The organism is Rhizobium arsenicireducens (assembly GCF_964021225.1).
This window is the reverse complement of record NZ_CAXHYK020000001.1, coordinates 3,475,019-3,494,392: the sequence shown is the minus strand read 5'-3', so window position 1 is coordinate 3,494,392 and position 19,374 is coordinate 3,475,019. Positions and strand designations below refer to the sequence as shown.

At 57.8% G+C, this 19,374-nt stretch carries 19 protein-coding genes; 11 read left to right on the top strand and 8 right to left on the bottom strand.

The features are described 5' to 3' along the window. Positions 1-2: 2 nt before the first annotated feature. The 5 genes from mnmG to hemE all read right to left on the bottom strand — a co-directional run bounded on the left by mnmG (position 3) and on the right by hemE (position 6,416). Positions 3-1,877, bottom strand: a complete 1,875-nt coding sequence (gene mnmG / locus ACWPVA_RS17265) for a tRNA uridine-5-carboxymethylaminomethyl(34) synthesis enzyme MnmG (RefSeq protein ID WP_454288843.1) — start codon at positions 1,875-1,877, stop codon at positions 3-5. A gap of 64 nt (positions 1,878-1,941) precedes the next feature. Next, entirely contained in the window at positions 1,942-3,270 is a 1,329-nt protein-coding gene (gene mnmE / locus ACWPVA_RS17260) for a tRNA uridine-5-carboxymethylaminomethyl(34) synthesis GTPase MnmE (RefSeq protein ID WP_454288842.1), read from the bottom strand. 102 nt (positions 3,271-3,372) lie between these two features. Continuing rightward, positions 3,373-4,638, bottom strand: a complete 1,266-nt coding sequence (rho, locus tag ACWPVA_RS17255; RefSeq protein ID WP_454288841.1) for a transcription termination factor Rho — start codon at positions 4,636-4,638, stop codon at positions 3,373-3,375. 202 nt (positions 4,639-4,840) lie between these two features. Continuing rightward, complete coding sequence (gene hemJ / locus ACWPVA_RS17250) at positions 4,841-5,377, bottom strand: protoporphyrinogen oxidase HemJ (RefSeq protein WP_454288840.1); 537 nt, start codon at positions 5,375-5,377, stop codon at positions 4,841-4,843. A 4-nt stretch (positions 5,378-5,381) separates the two neighbouring features. Beyond that, entirely contained in the window at positions 5,382-6,416 is a 1,035-nt protein-coding gene (gene hemE, locus ACWPVA_RS17245) for a uroporphyrinogen decarboxylase (protein WP_454288839.1), read from the bottom strand. A 402-nt stretch (positions 6,417-6,818) separates the two neighbouring features. On the opposite strand from hemE, the gene ACWPVA_RS17240 reads away from it, so the two are divergent. From ACWPVA_RS17240 to dnaQ, 5 genes are read left to right on the top strand one after another with little or no spacing between them, the layout of a single operon-like run. Next, on the top strand, positions 6,819-7,640 hold the full coding sequence (locus tag ACWPVA_RS17240; protein ID WP_454289630.1) for a pyruvate, water dikinase regulatory protein: 822 nt from the start codon (positions 6,819-6,821) through the stop codon (positions 7,638-7,640). A 41-nt stretch (positions 7,641-7,681) separates the two neighbouring features. Then, positions 7,682-8,281, top strand: coding sequence for a Maf-like protein (locus ACWPVA_RS17235; RefSeq protein WP_454288838.1), 600 nt, complete (start codon positions 7,682-7,684; stop codon positions 8,279-8,281). After that, positions 8,274-9,134 carry a shikimate dehydrogenase gene (locus ACWPVA_RS17230; protein WP_454288837.1) on the top strand — a complete coding sequence of 287 codons (861 nt, stop codon included), beginning with the start codon at positions 8,274-8,276 and terminating at the stop codon, positions 9,132-9,134. The genes ACWPVA_RS17235 and ACWPVA_RS17230 overlap by 8 nt, the downstream gene beginning before the upstream one ends. After that, complete coding sequence (gene coaE, locus ACWPVA_RS17225) at positions 9,131-9,736, top strand: dephospho-CoA kinase (protein ID WP_454288836.1); 606 nt, start codon at positions 9,131-9,133, stop codon at positions 9,734-9,736. The genes ACWPVA_RS17230 and coaE overlap by 4 nt, the downstream gene beginning before the upstream one ends. Then, complete coding sequence (gene dnaQ / locus ACWPVA_RS17220; protein ID WP_454288835.1) at positions 9,729-10,427, top strand: DNA polymerase III subunit epsilon; 699 nt, start codon at positions 9,729-9,731, stop codon at positions 10,425-10,427. The genes coaE and dnaQ overlap by 8 nt, the downstream gene beginning before the upstream one ends. Before the next feature lie 60 nt (positions 10,428-10,487). On the opposite strand, the gene secB is transcribed toward dnaQ, so the two are convergent. Together secB and ACWPVA_RS17210 are read right to left on the bottom strand one after the other, a co-directional pair. Continuing rightward, a complete protein-coding gene (secB, locus tag ACWPVA_RS17215; protein ID WP_454288834.1) occupies positions 10,488-10,964 on the bottom strand; it encodes a protein-export chaperone SecB in 477 nt (158 codons plus the stop codon). Positions 10,965-11,055: 91 nt separating this feature from the next. Further along, positions 11,056-11,553 (bottom strand): FxsA family protein, encoded by a 498-nt coding sequence (locus ACWPVA_RS17210; RefSeq protein ID WP_454288833.1) that lies wholly within the window; start codon positions 11,551-11,553, stop codon positions 11,056-11,058. Positions 11,554-11,711: 158 nt separating this feature from the next. Here ACWPVA_RS17210 and ACWPVA_RS17205 point away from each other — a divergent pair, with 158 nt between their 5' ends. From ACWPVA_RS17205 to gyrB, 5 genes are all read left to right on the top strand, one after another. Next, the gene (locus tag ACWPVA_RS17205) at positions 11,712-12,410 is read left to right on the top strand and encodes a Tim44/TimA family putative adaptor protein (protein ID WP_454288832.1); all 699 of its coding nucleotides are present in this window, start codon (positions 11,712-11,714) and stop codon (positions 12,408-12,410) included. Between the two features lie 11 nt (positions 12,411-12,421). After that, on the top strand, positions 12,422-13,525 hold the full coding sequence (gene mltA, locus ACWPVA_RS17200; RefSeq protein WP_454288831.1) for a murein transglycosylase A: 1,104 nt from the start codon (positions 12,422-12,424) through the stop codon (positions 13,523-13,525). After that, complete coding sequence (locus ACWPVA_RS17195; RefSeq protein ID WP_454288830.1) at positions 13,525-14,079, top strand: Smr/MutS family protein; 555 nt, start codon at positions 13,525-13,527, stop codon at positions 14,077-14,079. The genes mltA and ACWPVA_RS17195 overlap by 1 nt, the downstream gene beginning before the upstream one ends. After that, on the top strand, positions 14,076-14,441 hold the full coding sequence (locus ACWPVA_RS17190) for a helix-turn-helix domain-containing protein (protein WP_454288829.1): 366 nt from the start codon (positions 14,076-14,078) through the stop codon (positions 14,439-14,441). The genes ACWPVA_RS17195 and ACWPVA_RS17190 overlap by 4 nt, the downstream gene beginning before the upstream one ends. Positions 14,442-14,581: 140 nt before the next feature. Then, on the top strand, positions 14,582-17,017 hold the full coding sequence (gene gyrB / locus ACWPVA_RS17185; RefSeq protein ID WP_454288828.1) for a DNA topoisomerase (ATP-hydrolyzing) subunit B: 2,436 nt from the start codon (positions 14,582-14,584) through the stop codon (positions 17,015-17,017). A 67-nt stretch (positions 17,018-17,084) separates the two neighbouring features. On the opposite strand, the gene ACWPVA_RS17180 is transcribed toward gyrB, so the two are convergent. Beyond that, positions 17,085-17,684, bottom strand: coding sequence for a nitroreductase family protein (locus tag ACWPVA_RS17180; RefSeq protein ID WP_454288827.1), 600 nt, complete (start codon positions 17,682-17,684; stop codon positions 17,085-17,087). Positions 17,685-18,001: 317 nt separating this feature from the next. Between ACWPVA_RS17180 and ACWPVA_RS17175 the strand changes: the two genes are divergently transcribed. Then, entirely contained in the window at positions 18,002-19,282 is a 1,281-nt protein-coding gene (locus ACWPVA_RS17175; RefSeq protein ID WP_454288826.1) for a polyhydroxyalkanoate depolymerase, read from the top strand. Positions 19,283-19,374 lie beyond the last annotated feature (92 nt).

Below are 19,374 nucleotides of genomic sequence, written 5' to 3'. Positions count from 1 at the left end.
GCTTATCCCGTTTTGCGCAACGGCTCGCTCTTTCGCAAATATGCGATAAGGAGTGATAGTGCCGCCGGTGTCATACCATCGATCTTCTTTGCCTGGAACACAGACCATGGACGCGCAGCAGAGAGCTTCTGCTTCAGCTCATTTGACAGCCCAGGAAGTGCGGAATAGTCAAATTCTGGCGGAATGTGCCGTTCCTCTTCGTGCTGAACGTTCACGATGTCCGCCGTCTGGCGGACAATGTAGTGAGCATAAAGCGCATCAATTGAAACTCCGGTCGCAACACTTTCCGGGACCGTCCGCATCTCAGGCCAAAGTTGGCAAATCTGCTCCCAGTCGACATTGGAATAGGACAGAAGCTCTCGCGCAGAACGCCGCTTGCCGTCCTGATTCACCGCTATCCCGGCATTCTCCAACTCACCCGGCGTCGCACTGAGGCGCTCCAGCTGCTCGTAGACCGACCGGCGCTGCTGTTCATAGGGCACGAACCGTCTTTCGCGCTCACTTCCTACGCAACCAAGCTCCATTCCCAAAGGTGTCAAACGCATGTCCGCGTTGTCTGCGCGCAGCGTCAGGCGATATTCCGCGCGCGAAGTAAACATCCGATAGGGCTCCGTGACCCCGGCACTCGTCAAATCGTCAATCATCACACCGATATAGGATTGCGTCCGACTAAACACGACACCTTCACGTCCACCAGCAAGTCTGGCCGCGTTGATACCGGCTACAAGTCCCTGTGCGGCCGCTTCCTCGTAGCCTGTCGTCCCATTGATCTGCCCCGCCAGGAAAAGGCCAGGTATCTTTGTGACTTCCAGCGTCGGCCGAAGCTCGCGCGGATCGACATAATCATACTCAATCGCGTAACCGGATTGAATAATGTGTACGTTCTCTAGTCCAGGGACAGAACGAATGAAGGCTTCCTGAACCTCTTCGGGCAGAGATGTAGAAATTCCGTTAGGATAGACAGTATCATCATCCAAACCCTCAGGCTCTAGAAAGATCTGATGACCATCCCTATCACCGAAGCGCATAATTTTGTCTTCAATCGAAGGGCAATAGCGTGGCCCGACGCCCTCTATCTGTCCAGAATACATCGCCGAGCGATGTATATTCTCTCTAATGATTTTGTGCGTCGCATCGGTAGTGCGGGTAATCCCGCAACTGATCTGCCGGGTGGTGATCAGATCCGTCATAAAGGAAAATGGTATCGGGTCCGAATCGGCTTCTTGGCTGTCAAGAATGCTCCAGTTGATGGTCTTGCCATCCAGCCGGGCAGGGGTCCCGGTCTTGAGCCGTCCCATCCTGAGATTTGCCGCATTAAGCACCGCGCTCAACCCCACCGAAGGTGCCTCTCCAACACGGCCCGCTGGAATTTTACGGTCACCGATGTGAATGAGGCCACGCAGGAAGGTACCGCTGGTCAAGACCACTGCACCACACGCAATCTCTCGACCGTCACCAAGGCTGACCGAGCGAACCGCGCCGGTTGGATCGACAGCGAAGGAGGTCACATCACCTTCGAGAATCGTGAGATTTCCCAGTGCCCCCAAAGCAGATTGGACCGCCTGACGGTAGAGCTTCCGGTCGGCTTGCGTGCGCGGCCCCCATACAGCGGGACCCTTTCGGCGATTAAGCATGCGGAACTGTATACCGCCAAGATCCGCACAACGCCCCATGATGCCGTCCAGGGCATCAATCTCACGCACCAGATGACCCTTGCCCAGCCCTCCGATCGCCGGATTGCACGACATGGTGCCTATGGCATCGGCCCGATGGGTAATCAAGGCAACCCTCGCGCCCATGCGCGCGGCAGCACTTGCCGCTTCCGAGCCAGCATGTCCGCCACCGATGATGACGACATCAAACGACAGGTCTGTCATGTCCGTTCCTCGACCGGTAGAAACACTCAGGCAGCAGTCTACCGAATTCTCTGTTTCACGTGAATCACTTGCCAACGCAGAACTCGGAGAAGATCTTCCCGAGTAGCATCTCCACATCAATACGGCCAGTGATACGGCCAAGCGCATCGGACGCTAGCCTTAGGTGCTCTGCCCGAACCTCAAGCCCCAGGTGGCCACCATCGATCGCCAGCTGCACTTCCTCGATTGCTTCGAGAAGTTGCTGTCCATGCCTGAGGCGGCTAGGAATCGCAAGGGAAAACGTACCTACGCGTTCTTCCACAAAGGCGAGAACCATCCGCTTCAGATCAGCAATGCCGTAGCCAGTCGTGCTTGACAACAAAACGTCAGCATTCGGTTTCGTATCCGAATCAATTAGCAGATCAGACTTGGTAAGCACACGGATGGAAGAGAGGCCCGGGGGAATATCAATATAATTGGTCGGGTTGGTTACATCGCTCAGAGCAAGCACGAGGTCCGCTTCCTCAACTTTCGCCAGCGCCCGCCGTATCCCCTCAAGCTCCACTGGCTCGGCAGTATCCCGAAGCCCAGCCGTATCATAGAAGTTTACCGCATAGCCGCCAATATCGAGCTCGCAGTGCAGGATGTCGCGGGTTGTGCCTTCATATTCCGTGACAATAGCCACGTCCCTTCCGGCCAGCGCGTTAAGTAAACTGGACTTGCCCGCGTTTGGCCGCCCGGCAATCACGACCTTGAATCCGTCCCGAATGATCTCGCCCGTTTTGAGATGCGCCAGCGCCTTTTCAAGTTGTCCGACAAAATCGCGCATGTCCTGCCATATGCGCTCCGACACCGACCCGGGAATGTCACCCTCGTCGGAAAAATCAAGCTCGGCTTCGATCAACGCCCGAGCCTCGACAAGTTTCGCCCGCCAACCCTCATAAACTGCCGAAAGATGTCCGGAACTCTGCTCGACAGCGAGGCGACGCTGCATCTCCGTATCGGCTGCCAGCAGATCGGACAGGCCCTCTATCTCAACCAGGTCAAGCTTGCCATGCTCAAAGGCACGGCGCGAGAACTCGCCAGCCTCAGCCATTCGGCAGTGATCGAACGAAGCCAGTTCCTCCAGAACTGCGCGGACCAGGGCTCGCCCACCGTGAAGATGCAACTCCAGACAATCTTCTCCGGTAAAGGAGCGCGGAGCGGGGAACCACAGGATCAGTCCCTGGTCCAGAAGTAATCCGTTGCGGGACCGAATTGGTCGGAGAGCCGCTTGTCGTGGCGCCGGCAATGGTCCAGCGAGTTCCTCGCCGATGATAGGCGCCTGAGCCCCGCTCACACGGACGATCGCCACACCCGAGGGTAAGGCGCCGGATGACAATGCGAAGATCGTTTCCCGATTTTGGCGAAACATGGATATTGACCTAGATAGGGGTCACGGGTTTTGCTACGGAAGCGAATTGAGCGGCAGGATGACCTGCCGCTCGCAACAAACTCTGACCGGAGGCGATCGTCCTCAGGTGTTCATAGAATCGAAGAAATCGGCATTATTCTTGGTTTGCCTGAGCTTGTCGATCAGGAATTCGATGGCATCCGTCGTACCCATTGGTGCGAGAATCCGGCGCAGAACGAAGATCTTCTGCAGGTCCTGGCGCGGAACGAGCAGATCTTCCTTACGGGTGCCGGATTTGAGAATGTCCATGGACGGGAAGATGCGCTTGTCAGCGACCTTGCGGTCCAGGACGATTTCAGAGTTACCAGTACCCTTGAACTCCTCGAAGATAACTTCGTCCATTCGGCTGCCGGTATCGATCAGGGCGGTCGCTATGATCGTCAGCGAACCACCTTCTTCGATGTTGCGGGCGGCGCCAAAGAAGCGCTTCGGGCGCTGCAACGCATTGGCATCGACGCCACCGGTCAGAACCTTGCCGGATGACGGAACTACGGTGTTGTAAGCGCGGCCCAGGCGCGTGATCGAATCGAGCAGGATGACAACGTCGCGTCCATGCTCGACCAAACGCTTGGCCTTCTCGATGACCATTTCAGCAACCTGCACGTGGCGGACGGCCGGCTCGTCGAATGTCGATGACACAACCTCGCCGCGAACCGAACGCTGCATGTCGGTCACTTCTTCCGGACGCTCATCGATCAGCAGGACGATGAGATAGCATTCAGGATGGTTTGCGGTAATCGAATGCGCAATGTTCTGAAGGAGAACGGTCTTACCAGTGCGCGGCGGCGCGACGATCAGACCGCGCTGACCCTTGCCGAGCGGAGCAATCAGATCGATCACGCGCGCAGAGAGATCCTTGGATGTTGGAACATCCAGTTCCATCTTGAACCGCTCGTTAGGATAAAGCGGCGTCAAGTTGTCGAAGTGAACCTTATGCCGGATCTTCTCCGGATCCTCGAAATTGATGGTGTTGACCTTCAACAACGCGAAGTAGCGTTCCCCTTCCTTTGGACCGCGGATCGGTCCTTCGACCGTGTCGCCTGTCTTGAGTGAGAAACGCCGGATCTGCGAGGGTGAAATATAGATATCATCCGGACCGGGAAGATAGTTGGCGTTCGCCGACCGGAGGAAGCCGAAACCATCCTGCAGAACCTCGACGACACCTTCACCGATGATTTCCACATCCTGCGCAGCCAACATCTTGAGGATCGCGAACATCAGCTCCTGCTTGCGCATCGTGCTGGCGTTTTCGACTTCAAGAGATTCGGCGAAGGTCAGGAGATCAGTCGGAGATTTGCTCTTGAGTTCTTGTAGCTTCATTTCAGCCATGAAGATGGACCACGTTCTTCTAATTTTTTTAAGGGGAAGGCGAGCCGCTGGAATTCGGTACGATCGCGAAGGCCGCAAATGACAGAATGCTACGCAAGCCGAGAAGATGAGATTGCGCGAAAATAGCGATTCAGCCTTTGCGCCGCAAGCGAAAAGCAAAATCTACCGAAAATAATGGCTCCGGCCTCAATCCCGGTGCCGTTCAGAACGGTTTGACGATCACCAGAACGACAATTGCAATCATCAGCAGTGTCGGAACCTCATTCATCAGACGCCAGAAGCGGGCGTTGCCCACATATTCGCCGCGACCGAAGGCCTTGACCGATTTTGCAAAATATCCATGCACACCGGAAAGCACGACGGTCGCCGCCAGTTTGGCGTGCAACCAGCCACCCTGGAATTCGAATACTGTCCAGGCGATGTACAGGCCCAATATCCACGAGATTGCCATGGCCGGATTCATGATCACCTTCATCAGGCGCTGTTCCATGACGCTGAACGTGCGCGCCTGGTCCGAATCAGGACTGCAATCTCCGTGATAAATGAAGAGGCGCGGTATGTAGAGCATGCCAGCCATCCACGAGATGACGGCAATGACATGCAGCGCCTTTATCCAGGGGTAAGCGGCATCGGCGCCGAAAATCACAATCGCAATGGCAATTGCGCCGAAAAACGCCAAAGCAGTCGCCGCCTTGATGGCCGCCTTTCGACCAGGGACCGAATCCGTCTGCCGCTCCATGCGGTTAATCCTTCAGTCCGCGCACGCGCCTGACCAATGCCGTTACATTTTCCGGGTCAGCCTGAGGCGTAATGCCGTGACCGAGATTGAAAATCAACGGACCATGGCCGAGCTTGTCCAGGATGCGGTCAATCCCTTCCTCGAGGGCCCGTCCGCCGGCAACAACCCGCATAGGATCAAGATTGCCCTGTATGGGGCCATCCCTCTGCAGTTCAGCCGCAAAGCTCAAGGGCACCGTCCAATCGAGACCGATGGCGTCGGCACCAATTTTTTGCCGATAATCGCGCAACAGCAGACCTGCACCCTTGGCGAAAGCGATCACCTTGCCACCAGGTCGCTGCGCCTTGACCGAGGCGATGATGCGCGCCATCGGGCGGACGCAATACCTTTCGAACTCTTCCTCGCCGAGAACACCGGCCCAGGAATTGAAGATCTGCACCGCATCGGCGCCAGCATCGATCTGAGCGACGAGATAGGTTGCCGACATATCCGCAAGAAGATCGAGGAGATAGTCAAAGGCTTCCGGATATCGATAGGCAAACAGGCGAGCCGGCGCCTGATCTGGAGTGCCGTGCCCAGCAATCATGTAGGTCGCAACTGTCCAAGGGGCACCGCAGAAGCCGAGCAAGGTCGTTTCATCCGGCAGTTCCGCACGCAACCGCCGCACAGTTTCGATAACAGGAACAAGGTGGTTCATAAACCCAGCCGGCGCCAGCTTGTAGACGCCGTCCGCGTCGATCGGATCCATCTGCGGACCATGTCCCTCCGTGAAGCGCACATTGCGATTCAAGGCATCAGGAATGACGAGAATGTCGGAGAAGAGGATGGCCGCATCAAAGCCATAGCGACGAATCGGCTGAAGCGTCACCTCCACAGCGTAGTCCGGCGTGTAGCAAAGATCGAGAAAGCTCCCGGCTCGTGCACGCGTTTCGCGATATTCAGGAAGATAACGTCCCGCCTGCCGCATCAGCCAGATCGGCGGTGGTGTAATCGACTTGCCGCTCAGAACTTCGAGAATTTTCCGTTCAGTGCCGCTCACTGTGCCAGCCCTCTTAAAAAAGAAAAGATAATTGAATCTTCTTCTATTTCTAAGAGTTTGTGACTATCAAGGATTAAAGCAGATCCACAGATGAACCCGCGTATGCAGTGAGCGCAATGCGTGATTGGAGAACCAAGCATCACCTGTCTCTGATTTTGGGGAAAAGCTGATTAAACCGTGCATTTCTAGGTGGTTAGCGGCCTCGCATGAAATGCCGGACCTGTGGATAAGTTGTGAATATGGAAGAACAACTGCAGCTTCTTACCACAATCCACAAGTGCGCTGGAAACGAGCCAAGCCACGAGCCGATGTGGACAAGTTGGCACTTTTCCCCTTGCCCCGCGGCAGCCTACGCCGCTAGGTCTGCTTCTCCCGATTTATCAACAGGTGGCCGAGAACAACGTGGAGAACCGGAAAAACTTCTTTCATCTCCATCTGATTTCTGACTCCACCGGCGAAACTCTCATTTCAGCGGGCAGGGCAGCTGCGGCGCAGTTCAAGTTTTCCAACGCGATCGAACACGTCTATCCTTTGATCCGCTCCAAACGGCAGCTGGTGCCGGTGTTGGAGGCGATCGACGGGGAACCAGGGATCGTGCTCTATACCATTGTCGATCCGGATCTCGCCGACATGCTGGATACGACCTGTCGCGATATGGGCGTACCCAGCGTCAACGTGCTCGCGCCAGTCATAGAGAAGTTTCAGACCTATCTCGGTGCACCATCGCGTGGACGCGTCGGGGCGCAGCATGTGCTCAATGCGGAGTATTTTGCGCGTATCGAAGCGCTCAACTTCACCATGGATCACGATGACGGACAGTCACCCGATGACTATGACGAGGCCGATGTGGTCATCATAGGAATCAGCCGTACTTCGAAGACGCCAACCAGCATCTATTTGGCGAACCGCGGCATCAAGACCGCGAACATCCCGATCGTCGTCGGCGTGCCGCTGCCGGAAAGCCTCATGCGCGCGAGCAAACCACTGATCGTCGGACTGATCGCGACGTCCGACCGTATCTCTCAGGTGCGGGAAAACCGGGAACTCGGTGCCACTCCAGGCTATGATCGAAGCGATTATATCGATCGAGCGACCATTGCCGAGGAACTCAAGTACGCGCGCATGCTCTGTGCCCGCAACGGCTGGCCGATCATCGACGTGACCCGTCGTTCGATTGAGGAAACAGCAGCGGCCATCGTTGCCCTTCGGTTTAAGCTGCGCTAAGCCGAATCCAGCGGATAACTGCTTCAGGAAATGCTGTTGCCATGGCCGAAACACTCGTTCTCGCCTCGGCGAGCCCGTCACGTCGCATGCTGATGGAAAATGCCGGCCTGTTTTTTCAAGCGGTCGCGGCGCAAATCGATGAACGTGCGTTCGAAGATTTTATTGCGCATCGGTCCTTTGGGCCAGGCGAACTCGCGCTCGAACTCGCACTGCAAAAGGCACTCGAGGTTAGCAACCGCTTTCCCAAGGCACTCGTCATCGGCTGTGACCAGACGATGTCACTTGGGCAGCGGGTTTTCCATAAGCCCGCCGACCGCCATGAGGCGGCCTCTACCCTCCGAACACTGAGAGGCAACGTCCATAGATTGAACAGCGCCGTCGTTCTGGTGCAAGAGGGTAGGGAAGTGTGGCGTCACCTTTCGACTGCTGACCTTGCGATGCGGGATTTCTCCGACGCGTTCCTCGAACTCTATCTTGAACGTTGTGGAGACTCGGTGATGAAGAGCGTTGGTTGCTATCAATTGGAGGGGATCGGAATCCAGCTATTCGATTCCATCGCCGGCGACTATTTCACTATCTTGGGTCTTCCGTTGTTGCCGCTGCTGGGACAGTTGCGCGCCCTTGGGGAACTCGATGCCTGATTTACGTGAAACAATTAACCATCGCGCGTTTGTCGTCGGATATCCGATAACGCATTCGCGCTCACCCTTGATCCATGGCTATTGGCTGAAGACGCTGGATATTGCCGGCAGCTACGAGCGGATCGAAGTTGCGCCTGAAGGGTTTGCGAGTTTTATCACCGATCTGAAGAGTGGTGCGCTCGGCTTCTGCGGTGGAAACGTTACCATCCCGCACAAAGAGGCAGCTTTTCGATATGCCGATGAAGCGGACAACTTGACCGTAGAACTCGGGGCGGCCAATACGCTCTGGCTGGAAGATGGCCGGCTCAAGGCGACCAATACCGATGGCATAGGCTTCCTTGCCAATCTTGATGATCGCCATCCCGGTTGGGATGGCGGCAAAAAGGCGGTTGTGCTTGGGGCTGGCGGAGCAAGCCGCGCTATTGTCCAGGCCCTCAGAGAACGCGCATTCGCTGAGATCCATGTCGTCAATCGCACCGTGGACAGGGCCGAGGAGCTGGTGCATCGCTTTGGTTCGCGTATCCATGCGCACCCGCTTGCCGCGTGCAACGAGGTAATGCGTGGAGCCGACCTTTTCGTCAACACAACCTCGCTCGGCATGGGCGGAGCGGACGCCCCGCTACTCGCATTCGATGGGCTAGCGCCCAGTGCCGTCGTGACTGATATTGTCTATGTGCCATTGATGACTCCCTTTCTCGAGCAGGCTCAGCGGCTGGGCCTGGCGACTGTGGATGGTCTCGGAATGCTGTTGCACCAAGCGGTTCCAGGTTTCGAAAAGTGGTTCGGTATTCGACCGGTTGTGGATCGAACGCTTCGCGATCTGATCATCGCGGATATGGAGGTGCGCGCATGATCGTCGTGGGACTTACCGGATCGATTGGCATGGGCAAGTCGACGACTGCCGGTCTGTTTGCGCAGGAGGGCATCCCAGTGAACGATGCGGACCGCGTGGTGCATGAGCTTTATCGGGGAGAAGCGGTGGAGCCTTTACGCAAGCTCTTTCCTGAGGCGGTCAAGAGCGGTGCGGTCGATCGGGCGGCTCTGGCGGAGAATCTGGCAAAGAATCCGGCTAAGTTCAAAGAACTTGAGGCGATCGTTCATCCGCTGGTGCGTGAAAGAGAGCGGCGTTTTCTCGATGAACAGCGCGCTACCGGTGCCGACATGGCGGTACTGGACATTCCTCTCCTGTTCGAGACCGGCGGTGCTGAACGCGTCGATGTGGTTGTCGTTGTCAGCTGTGACGCGGAAATCCAGCGTCGGCGGGTGCTCGAAAGGCCCGGAATGACCTTGGAGAAATTCGAAATGATCTCGTCGCGTCAGATTCCTGATGATGAAAAAAGGCGCCGAGCTGATTTCGTGATCGACACCGGCCATGGAATCGAACTGGCAAGGCAGCAGGTTACGCAAGTCATCGCAGCTATCAGGGCCGGCAAAGGGAAAGAAGCAGATGCGTGAGATCATCTTTGACACGGAAACCACAGGCCTCGAATTCAAGAACGACCGTGTAATCGAAATCGGTGGCATCGAACTGCTGAACCATTTCCCCACGGGACGCAGCTTCCACGTCTATATCAATCCCGGCGACCGGCGGGTCCACCCGGATGCTTTGGCTGTGCACGGGATCACTGACGACTTCCTGAAGGACAAGCCGACCTTCAACCGGATTGTCGACGAGTTGCTGGAATTCTTTGATGGCGCACGCTGGGTGGCGCACAACGCCAGCTTCGACATGAGCTTCATCAATGCGGAGTTCGAGCGGCTCGGCCGCCCGCCAGTACCGGCGGAGGTGGTGATCGACACGCTGGCGCTGGCCCGCCGCAAGCATCCGATGGGGCCGAACTCGCTCGATGCCCTCTGCCGTCGTTATGGCATCGACAATTCGCACCGTACCAAGCACGGCGCTCTTCTCGACTCCGAGCTGCTGGCCGAGGTCTATATCGAAATGCTTGGGGGCCGCCAGGCGGCGTTCGGTTTGATGCCGGTGGAAGAGGGGCGCCCCCAACACGGCGAGGAGGTCGAGGTCATCGATGTCCGTTACGAGCGTCTGCGCGCTCTGCCGCCTCGGATCTCCGCAACCGAGCAGGATGGTCACGCCGCACTCGTGGCGCGCCTTGGACAGAACGCCATCTGGGCAAAGTACAGCTGACCCATAAAAAAGCCCGGATCGACCGGGCCTTTTTGCATTTCCTGCGAAAATCGTTCGAGATCAGTTCGGTACGGCCTGGACCTTGGCGCGGGCCTGTTCTTCGGACACGCGCTGAGCAAACATCTGGGCAAAATCGATCGGATCGATCAAGAGCGGCGGGAAGCCACCATTGCGGGTGGCATCGGCGATGATCTGGCGGGCAAACGGAAAGAGCAGGCGCGGGCACTCGATGAAGAGGACCGGCAGCATGTGCTCCTGCGGGAAGCCGGTGACGCGGAAAACACCGCCATAGATCAACTCGGCCGCGAACAGAACCTTGTCGCCTTCCTTGGCCTCGGCGTTGAGCGCGAGCACGACGTCGAAATCGGAATCCGACAGCGGATTGGCGTTGACGTTCACGTTGATATTAATGGCCGGGGCCTTGTCGCGCGATTGCAGCGAACGCGGCGCGCCCGGATTTTCAAAGGAAAGATCCTTGATGTACTGAGCAAGAATATTGAGGGAGGGGCTTGCAGTTCCCTGATCGTCGTTGGCCATAGGGCATTCCTCGCAGCTGGATTTGGTGAGGCCATCTAACATTTCACTACGGGCCTTACAACCCTCGCACCGGAACCCCTGTTCGGCCGTCTCAGTCCTTTCGTCCGTCATCGACCGACCATGGTGACTGCCGGTTGGGGTCGTGGCGGTAGTCGTCTTCATCAAGGTCGATAATGGTGGATCGGGGCGAAGCGGGACCCTGTGGCGAGGATCGATAGGAGAAGCGGCCTTCGCGGATGACCGTCACATGGGGCTTGATCAGCGACCAGGCGAAGTCTCGCAGAAAGGGTACGAAGAGCAGGATACCGACCATGTCGGTCAGGAAGCCCGGGATGATCAGGAGGAAGGCGGCGATGACGATCATCGCGCCGTGCACGATCTCGCGCGCCGGATCGGTGCCGCTTTGGCTCTCTGTCTGCAGGCGCCGCAGGACGCCCGCGCCTTGGATGCGCAGCAAGGCGAGGCCGACGACGGTAGCGAGCACTGTCAGACCAAGTGTCGTCAGAACGCCGACGTACCTGCCGACGACGACGAAAGCGGCGATCTCCGCCAGGGGCAGAAGAAGCAGGATCGCCAGCGGCAGTCGCATATGGTTCACTCCGGTTAGAATTCGCGTCAGGGACACAGGACGCGGGAACAGGTTCTCATCGGCATTTCAAAGAAAGCCGATTGGCTATTTGAATGATTAGCATTCGCAGACTATATGGGTGTCACGACCGAGAATTTAAACAAGGCCGACCGATTGCCATGGGCTCCAACGATTTTGTCACTCTCTTCTTTCTTGTCGCGGCTGTTTTGATCTTTCTGCAGCTGCGTAACGTGCTGGGTCGTCGGACGGGTAGCGAGAAACCGCCTTATGATCCCTACAGCCCTCGCGATCTGGCCAAGGGCCCGGGTGGCGATGACGGCAAGGTTGTCACGTTGCCAAAGCGCGACGAGGTCAGTGGCGATGAGCGTTTTGCCGCCATCGATGCTTTTGCCAAGCCGGGTACGGCGCTGAATACATCGCTGCGCGAACTGATCCAGCACGATCCGAGCTTCAATCCGAAAGAATTCCTGAACGGCGCCCGGATGGCATACGAGATGATCGTCATGGCCTTTGCCGACGGGGATCGCAAGACGCTGAAGAATCTCCTGTCGCGGGAAGTGTTCGAAGGTTTCGAATCTGTGATAGCCGATCGCGAGTCTCGCGGTGAGGTGGTGAAGTCCACCTTTGTCGGGATCGAGAAGGCTGAAATCACCCAGGCTGTCGTCCGGGGCGACGAGGAACAGATTACCGTTCGCGTCATTTGCCAATTGATCACCGCAACCTATGACAAGGCCGGAACGCTGATCGATGGCGATGCGGAGCAGGTGACTGAAGTCAACGACCTCTGGACTTTTGCCCGCGAGATCCGTTCGCGAGATCCCAACTGGAAGCTGGTCGCCACCGAAGCGGACGCGTGAAGGCGGCTCTCATGGATTTTGGTCTCCGGCCGGTTGGCTTCGATGCTTTGCCCGGCTGGGCGGAGGACGATCCAAGAGCGTTGTTCACTGCGCTTGCTACCTGTCGGGAACATATACTCAACGTCAAACCCTATCGCACCGGCGCGAGTGGATTGTCCTCGCATGATCTCATGCCGTTGCTGGAGGCGGCGGCGAAGCTGCGGCCTGCCAATGCCGATGAAGCGCGCGGGTTCTTCGAGGCCGAATGTCGGCCTTTCCTGATTGAGTTGAAAGAAGGTGCGCGTGGTTTCGTCACGGCCTTTTACGAACCGGAAGTTGAGGTTTCTAACCGTTCGGACCAGGTCTACCGTTTTCCCTTCTATCGCCGGCCGGACGATCTGGTTGATCTTGACGAAACCAACCGTCCTTCCGGTCTCGACAGCAACTATGTATTCGGCCGCAAGACGGCGGACGGGATTTCGGCCTATCCCGACCGACGTATGATCGACCAGGGATTCCTTGAGGGAAGAGGCCTGGAAATCGCTTGGGCGAGATCGAAGGTCGATGTCTTTTTTGCCCACGTGCAGGGTGCCGCGCGACTGTGCTTTCCTGACGGTACCTTGAAACGCATTACCTATGCGGCCAAAGCCGGCCACCCGTTTTCGGCGATTGGCAAGCTTCTGGTTGATCGCGGCGAGATCCCGATGACCGGGATTTCCATGCAGGCGATCCGAGGCTGGTTGGCGACTCATCCAGATGAGGTCGATGAAGTGCTCTGGCACAATCGATCCTATATTTTTTTTCGCGAAGCGGAGGTCGAAGACACGCGCCTGGGGCCGATTGCCGCTGCGAAGGTGCCCTTGATCGCTGGCCGCTCGCTCGCGGTTGACCGGCTGATCCACAGCTTCGGCTACCCCTTCTTCATTCACGCGCAGAGCCTGACCCGGCTTGATGAAGGAAAGCCCTTTGCGCGTCTGATGCTGGCGCTCGAGACCGGATCAGCGATTGTCGGTGCGGCTCGCGGCGATATCTTCACCGGCTCCGGCGATGAGGCCGGCGAGTTGGCGGGCGCGGTGCGCAATGCGGCGGATTTCTATATATTGGTCCCAAAGCAGGCGGCATCGAGGTTCGGCTAGTGGCGGGTAGAGGCAAACTCAGCGCGGAAGAGCGTATCCTGTGGGGCAAGGTTGCGCGTTCCACCCGGCCAATGCCAGGGCGCCTCGAGGATCTTCTGGAGTTTGAGGAAGAGCTTTCTGAGCCGATGGCACAGCCCAGCACTCCCCGGATGGTCTCTACTGTGCCCCAACCCGCAGCAAACGCCGAACTGGAGAAAAAACCAGACCGGGTTCATCATCCGCTGGAAAAGCCCGTCAAGCGCAAGCTGTCGCGCGGCCACCTGGCGCTGGAGGCGCGCATCGACTTGCACGGCCTGATCCAGAGCGAGGCACACGGCATCCTTCTCGACTTCCTCATCCGGGCGCATGAGCGCGGCCTGCGCCATGTTTTGGTGATCACCGGCAAGGGCAGTTCGCTCGGCAGCGACGGTGCTCTCAAGCGGGCGGTGCCCCTATGGTTCTCCAAGGCCGAGTTTCGCTATCTGATCTCGTCTTACGAGACGGCGGCGCGTCAACATGGCGGCGAGGGCGCGCTTTACGTTCGCCTGTCGCGCAGCGCGGGAGAGCGGCGATGACCCCCTTCGGCCTGGCCTTGCGCCGCCTTCGTGAAAGAAAAGGCGTGTCGCAGAAAGATATGGCGGCCGCGCTTGGCGTTTCGCCGGCCTATCTTTCGGCGCTGGAACACGGGCGGCGGGGTCGGCCGAATTTTGACTTCCTCCAGCGCGTTGCCGGCTATTTCAACATCATCTGGGATGAAGCGGAGGAATTGTTCCTGATTGCCGACGCATCCGATCCACGCGTGGTAGTCGACACGTCGGGCATGCCCGCCGAATATACCGCATTGGCGAACGAACTGGCGCGTAAGATTCGCCTCCTTTCCCCCGATGTGGTAAAGGATTTGAGAAATCTGCTCGAAGGAGCGGAAAAGTCTTTGTGACGGCGTGAGAAACGCCGCATATCCACGGGATTTCCCTGTCCCGGCTTTGGAACTTGCCTCAAACCTCCTATAGTCCATGCGCTTGAAGCCGCTGATTCGAGGATCAAGCCTTTTGGACCTATGACTGGAAAGATCACTGAATGACCGACACACCGATCACTGAGAATGAAGCACCGGCCGAATATGGTGCAGATTCGATCAAGGTGCTGAAGGGGCTGGACGCTGTCCGCAAACGCCCCGGCATGTATATCGGTGATACGGATGACGGCTCCGGTCTCCATCACATGGTCTATGAAGTCGTCGACAATGCGATCGACGAAGCACTGGCCGGTCATGCCGACATCGTTACCGTGACGCTCAATGCCGACGGATCGGTCACCGTGACGGACAATGGCCGCGGTATTCCGACGGACATCCACACAGGCGAGGGTGTTTCGGCGGCCGAGGTCATCATGACCCAGCTGCATGCCGGCGGCAAGTTCGACCAGAATTCCTACAAGGTCTCAGGCGGTCTGCACGGCGTGGGCGTCTCCGTTGTGAACGCGCTCTCCGTCACGCTCAAGCTGAAGATTCGCCGTGCCGGCAAGATCTGCGAGATGAGCTTCACCCATGGCGTCCCCGATGCGCCCCTGGCAGTGACGGGCGAGTATGAAGGCCGTTCAGGCACGGAAGTCACCTTCATTCCAAGCCCGGAGACTTTCACCAATATTGAATTCGATTATGGCACGCTCGAGCATCGCCTGCGTGAACTCGCGTTTCTCAATTCCGGTGTCCGCATCCTGCTGACCGACAAGCGACATTCCGACATTCGCCAGGAAGAGATGGTCTATGACGGCGGCCTCGAGGCCTTCGTCGTCTATCTCGACCGGGCGAAAAAGCCGCTCGTCGAGAAGCCAGTCGCCATCCGCGGCGAGAAGGACGGGATTACCGTCGAAGTCGCCATGTGGTGGAACGACAGCTACCACGAGAACATGCTGTGCTTCACCAACAATATTCCGCAGCGCGACGGCGGCACGCATTTGGCCGGTTTCCGTGGTGCGCTGACCCGCCAGATCACCTCTTATGCCGACAGTTCCGGCATCACCAAGAAAGAGAAGGTCAGCCTCACCGGGGACGACTGCCGCGAAGGTCTGACCGCCGTACTCTCGGTCAAGGTGCCGGACCCGAAGTTCTCGTCGCAGACCAAGGATAAACTGGTTTCCTCGGAAGTTCGCCCCGTGGTTGAAAGCCTGGTGAGCGAAGCGCTCAGCACCTGGCTGGAAGAGCATCCTGCGGATGCGAAGATTCTCGTCGGCAAGGTCGTCGAGGCTGCCGCCGCGCGCGAGGCCGCCCGACGTGCCCGTGAGCTGACGCGGCGCAAGGGGGTTCTCGACATCGCCTCGCTTCCCGGCAAGCTGGCCGACTGCTCGGAACGTGACCCGTCGAAATCCGAACTCTTCCTCGTCGAGGGTGACTCGGCAGGTGGCTCGGCCAAGCAGGGCCGTTCGCGCGAGACCCAAGCAATCTTGCCGCTCCGAGGCAAGATCCTCAATGTCGAGCGCGCTCGTTTCGATCGCATGCTGTCGAGCCAGGAAATCGGTACGCTGATCACCGCTCTCGGCACCTCGATCGGCAAGGACGAGTTCAACGCCGACAAGCTCCGCTACCACAAGATCATCATCATGACCGATGCCGACGTGGACGGCGCCCATATCCGCACCCTGTTGCTGACGTTCTTCTTCCGTCAGATGCCGGAGCTGATCGAACGTGGACATATCTACATCGCCCAGCCGCCGCTCTATAAGGTCGCGCGTGGCAAATCGGTGCAATACCTCAAGGACGAGAAGGCACTGGAGGATTACCTGATTTCTATGGGCCTGGAGGACACGACGCTCAACCTCGGCAATGGCGAAGTCCGCGCCGGTCACGATTTGCGCGAAGTCATCCAGGACGCGTTGCGCCTTCGCTCGCTGATCGAGAACCTGCATTCGCGTTACAATCGCAACGTTATCGAACAGGCCGCCATCTCCGGCGCACTCAATCCCGAACTCACGGACAACCTCGAACGGGCCGAAATGACTGCCGCCGATGTGGCAAAACGCCTTGATCTCATCGCCGAAGAGACCGAGCGCGGCTGGACCGGCCATGTGACGGAAGAGGGTGGTCTGCGTTTCGAACGCATGGTGCGTGGTGTCAAGGAAACAGCAAACCTCGACAATGCCCTGATCGGTTCGGTGGATGCCCGCCATATTGATCAGATGGCGGCGCGCCTGCACGAGATCTACGGGATTCCGCCGGTCCTTCAGCGCAAGGAAGACAAGACGGAGATTTCTGGACCACGCGCACTTTTGACCTCAATCTTTGCGGTCGGTCGCAAGGGCCTGACGATGCAGCGCTACAAGGGTCTCGGCGAGATGAATGCCGAGCAGCTTTGGGAGACGACTCTCGATCCGAACGTCCGCTCGTTGCTGCAGGTCAGGGTCAATGACGCGACCGATGCCGATAGTCTGTTCGCGCGACTCATGGGCGACGAAGTCGAGCCGCGCCGAGAGTTCATTCAGGAAAATGCCTTGAGCGTAGCCAACCTCGACATTTAATGATGGCATGTGAGGCCGGCTAACGAGTGATTCACGTGAAACGCTTGGTTAATGCGCGCTAATTTGCTCAATCGCGCGGGAAGGCCCCGGAAAAGGCAACGTCGGAGAGCTTCTTGCGACCGTTTGGCACTTCACGCGCCTTGAGGTGATCCGGTAGGTCGGCTGGGTTGGCTAGCTTGCCGATGGCTACCGCAGCTTCAGCCCGGAAGCCCGCCGGCGCGCCGAGTTCACTCTGCGCCCGATCGAAATCGACACCGCCCATGGCATGGGCAAGATATCCAGAGCGTACCGCCTGCAGCGAAAGCATCGCCCAGGCCGCCCCGGTATCGAAGCTATGGCTGCGCAGTGGCCTGGGCTCGGAACCATCATTCCTGCGGCTCAGTGTATCCGAAAACAACAAGACCAGTGCGGATGCGGACTTGGCCCAGACTTGGTTTGATTCGTTCAACAGACCGACAAAGCCATCCCATTCCGGATCTGTGTTCAACGCATAGATAAAACGCCAAGGCTGATAGTTTCTCGCCGACGGCGCCCAGTGTGCCGCCTCGAGTATTGTCAGGAGCGCCGTCCGGTCCATGGGCTCGCCGTTGAAGGCACGCGGCGACCAGCGATCGAGGAAGATAGGGTCGATGTCGAAATCTGAAGTGCGGTTGTTGCTTGTGGTCATGAAGGCGATGATCTCCAGGCTATGTGAGGCGGGATCGCTTGCTGCAAGGGAACGGGCTAGCCCTATTTAAATGCAGCGCGAGGGGGAGGGCAGGCAAGACCTGACCTTCCCGAGAGGCAGTTTAAGCTGCACGCGGTAAATTAACTGAGTTCCCCGGTGGAACTTTAACGCCTTCGTGCAATTGTCAATCAATGTCGCTTCCCCCTGATATCAGGGGGCAGGCCAACAACAAAGCTGTTCCTAATTAACCAAACTCTGCTAGTTTTAAATATTGACGGGAATCCGCGATACCGCGGAAACAAAAGGCGGCGAAGTTCATGTTCTACCAGCTCTATGAAATGAACCATGCGGCGATAGCCCCCTTCCGGGCCACAGCCGATGCCATGCGGCTCGCTTATAGCAATCCGTTCAACCCGCTTTCCCATTCGGTGGTCGGGCGAACGCTTTCCGCCGGCTTCGAAATGTTCGAACGCGTGACGCGGCGCTATGGCAAACCCGAGTTCGGCCTGCCCATGACCACGGTCGACGGCCAAACGGTGACGGTTCGGGAAGAAATCGTCTGGCAGAAGCCGTTCTGCAATCTGATCCACTTCCACCGCGACCTGCCCGCCGGTGCAGAACCGGGTCCTCGTATCCTGGTCGTCGCCCCGATGTCGGGTCACTATGCGACGCTGCTGCGGGGTACCGTTGAAGCGCTGATGCAGAGCGCCGACGTCTACATCACCGACTGGATCGACGCCCGCATGGTTCCGGTCACGGATGGAGGCTTCGATCTCGACGACTACATCGACTACGTGATCGAGATGGTTCATCACCTCGGTGCCGATACGCATGTGGTTGCCGTCTGTCAGCCATCCGTGCCGGTGCTTGCCGCCGTGGCGGTGATGGAAGCCAAGAATGACCCACTCTATCCGTCGTCCATGACATTGATGGGCGGCCCGATCGACACACGGATGAATCCGACTGCTGTCAATCAATTGGCCCAGAACAAGCCGCTCGATTGGTTCCGCGACAATGTGATCATGAACGTTCCCTGGCCGCAGCCTGGTTTCATGCGGTCCGTCTATCCGGGGTTCCTGCAATTGTCTGGTTTCATGTCGATGAACCTCGACCGGCACATGATCGCCCACAAGGACTTCTATATGCACCTCGTCAAGAATGACGGGGATTTGGCCGAGAAACACCGCGACTTCTACGATGAATACCTGGCCGTGATGGACCTGACCGCGGAATTCTATCTGCAGACGGTTGATACCGTCTTCATCAAGCACTCCCTGCCGAAGGGGGAGATGCTGCATAGGGGCAGGTTGGTCGATACCAAGGCGATCCGCAATGTTGCTCTGTTGACGGTCGAGGGCGAGAATGACGACATTTCCGGGGTCGGTCAGACCCGCGCGGCCCAGACCATTTGCCCGAATATTCCTGACGCGAAGCGAATGCACTATCTCCAGCCGGATGTCGGCCATTATGGGGTGTTCAACGGTTCGCGATTCCGCAAGGAAATTGCCCCGCGCATCATCGCATTTGCCACTCAGCAGTCGCGCGGTGCAAAGCAGAGCCCAGTCAAGCGCGTTATCAAGGGCGGCAAGTCTGCCTGATACGCGCACGTTTTCCGTGAGAGTTTCAGTACATTAGCCGATTGCGAAAACGCTCTCCTTGAACACAAGGAGAGCGTTTACCACATCGCTTT

Coding starts and splice junctions, on each gene's coding strand:
- coaE (WP_454288836.1), top strand. CDS start 9,131: ATGATCGTCGTGGGACTTACCGGATCGATTGGCATGGGCAAGTCGACG.
- hemJ (WP_454288840.1), bottom strand. CDS start 5,377: ATGGAGCGGCAGACGGATTCGGTCCCTGGTCGAAAGGCGGCCATCAAG.
- dnaQ (WP_454288835.1), top strand. CDS start 9,729: ATGCGTGAGATCATCTTTGACACGGAAACCACAGGCCTCGAATTCAAG.
- ACWPVA_RS17205 (WP_454288832.1), top strand. CDS start 11,712: ATGGGCTCCAACGATTTTGTCACTCTCTTCTTTCTTGTCGCGGCTGTT.
- mltA (WP_454288831.1), top strand. CDS start 12,422: ATGGATTTTGGTCTCCGGCCGGTTGGCTTCGATGCTTTGCCCGGCTGG.
- ACWPVA_RS17210 (WP_454288833.1), bottom strand. CDS start 11,553: ATGCGACTGCCGCTGGCGATCCTGCTTCTTCTGCCCCTGGCGGAGATC.
- ACWPVA_RS17235 (WP_454288838.1), top strand. CDS start 7,682: ATGGCCGAAACACTCGTTCTCGCCTCGGCGAGCCCGTCACGTCGCATG.
- ACWPVA_RS17180 (WP_454288827.1), bottom strand. CDS start 17,684: ATGACCACAAGCAACAACCGCACTTCAGATTTCGACATCGACCCTATC.
- mnmG (WP_454288843.1), bottom strand. CDS start 1,877: ATGACAGACCTGTCGTTTGATGTCGTCATCATCGGTGGCGGACATGCT.
- ACWPVA_RS17175 (WP_454288826.1), top strand. CDS start 18,002: ATGTTCTACCAGCTCTATGAAATGAACCATGCGGCGATAGCCCCCTTC.
- ACWPVA_RS17190 (WP_454288829.1), top strand. CDS start 14,076: ATGACCCCCTTCGGCCTGGCCTTGCGCCGCCTTCGTGAAAGAAAAGGC.
- secB (WP_454288834.1), bottom strand. CDS start 10,964: ATGGCCAACGACGATCAGGGAACTGCAAGCCCCTCCCTCAATATTCTT.
- rho (WP_454288841.1), bottom strand. CDS start 4,638: ATGGCTGAAATGAAGCTACAAGAACTCAAGAGCAAATCTCCGACTGAT.
- mnmE (WP_454288842.1), bottom strand. CDS start 3,270: ATGTTTCGCCAAAATCGGGAAACGATCTTCGCATTGTCATCCGGCGCC.
- ACWPVA_RS17230 (WP_454288837.1), top strand. CDS start 8,274: ATGCCTGATTTACGTGAAACAATTAACCATCGCGCGTTTGTCGTCGGA.
- gyrB (WP_454288828.1), top strand. CDS start 14,582: ATGACCGACACACCGATCACTGAGAATGAAGCACCGGCCGAATATGGT.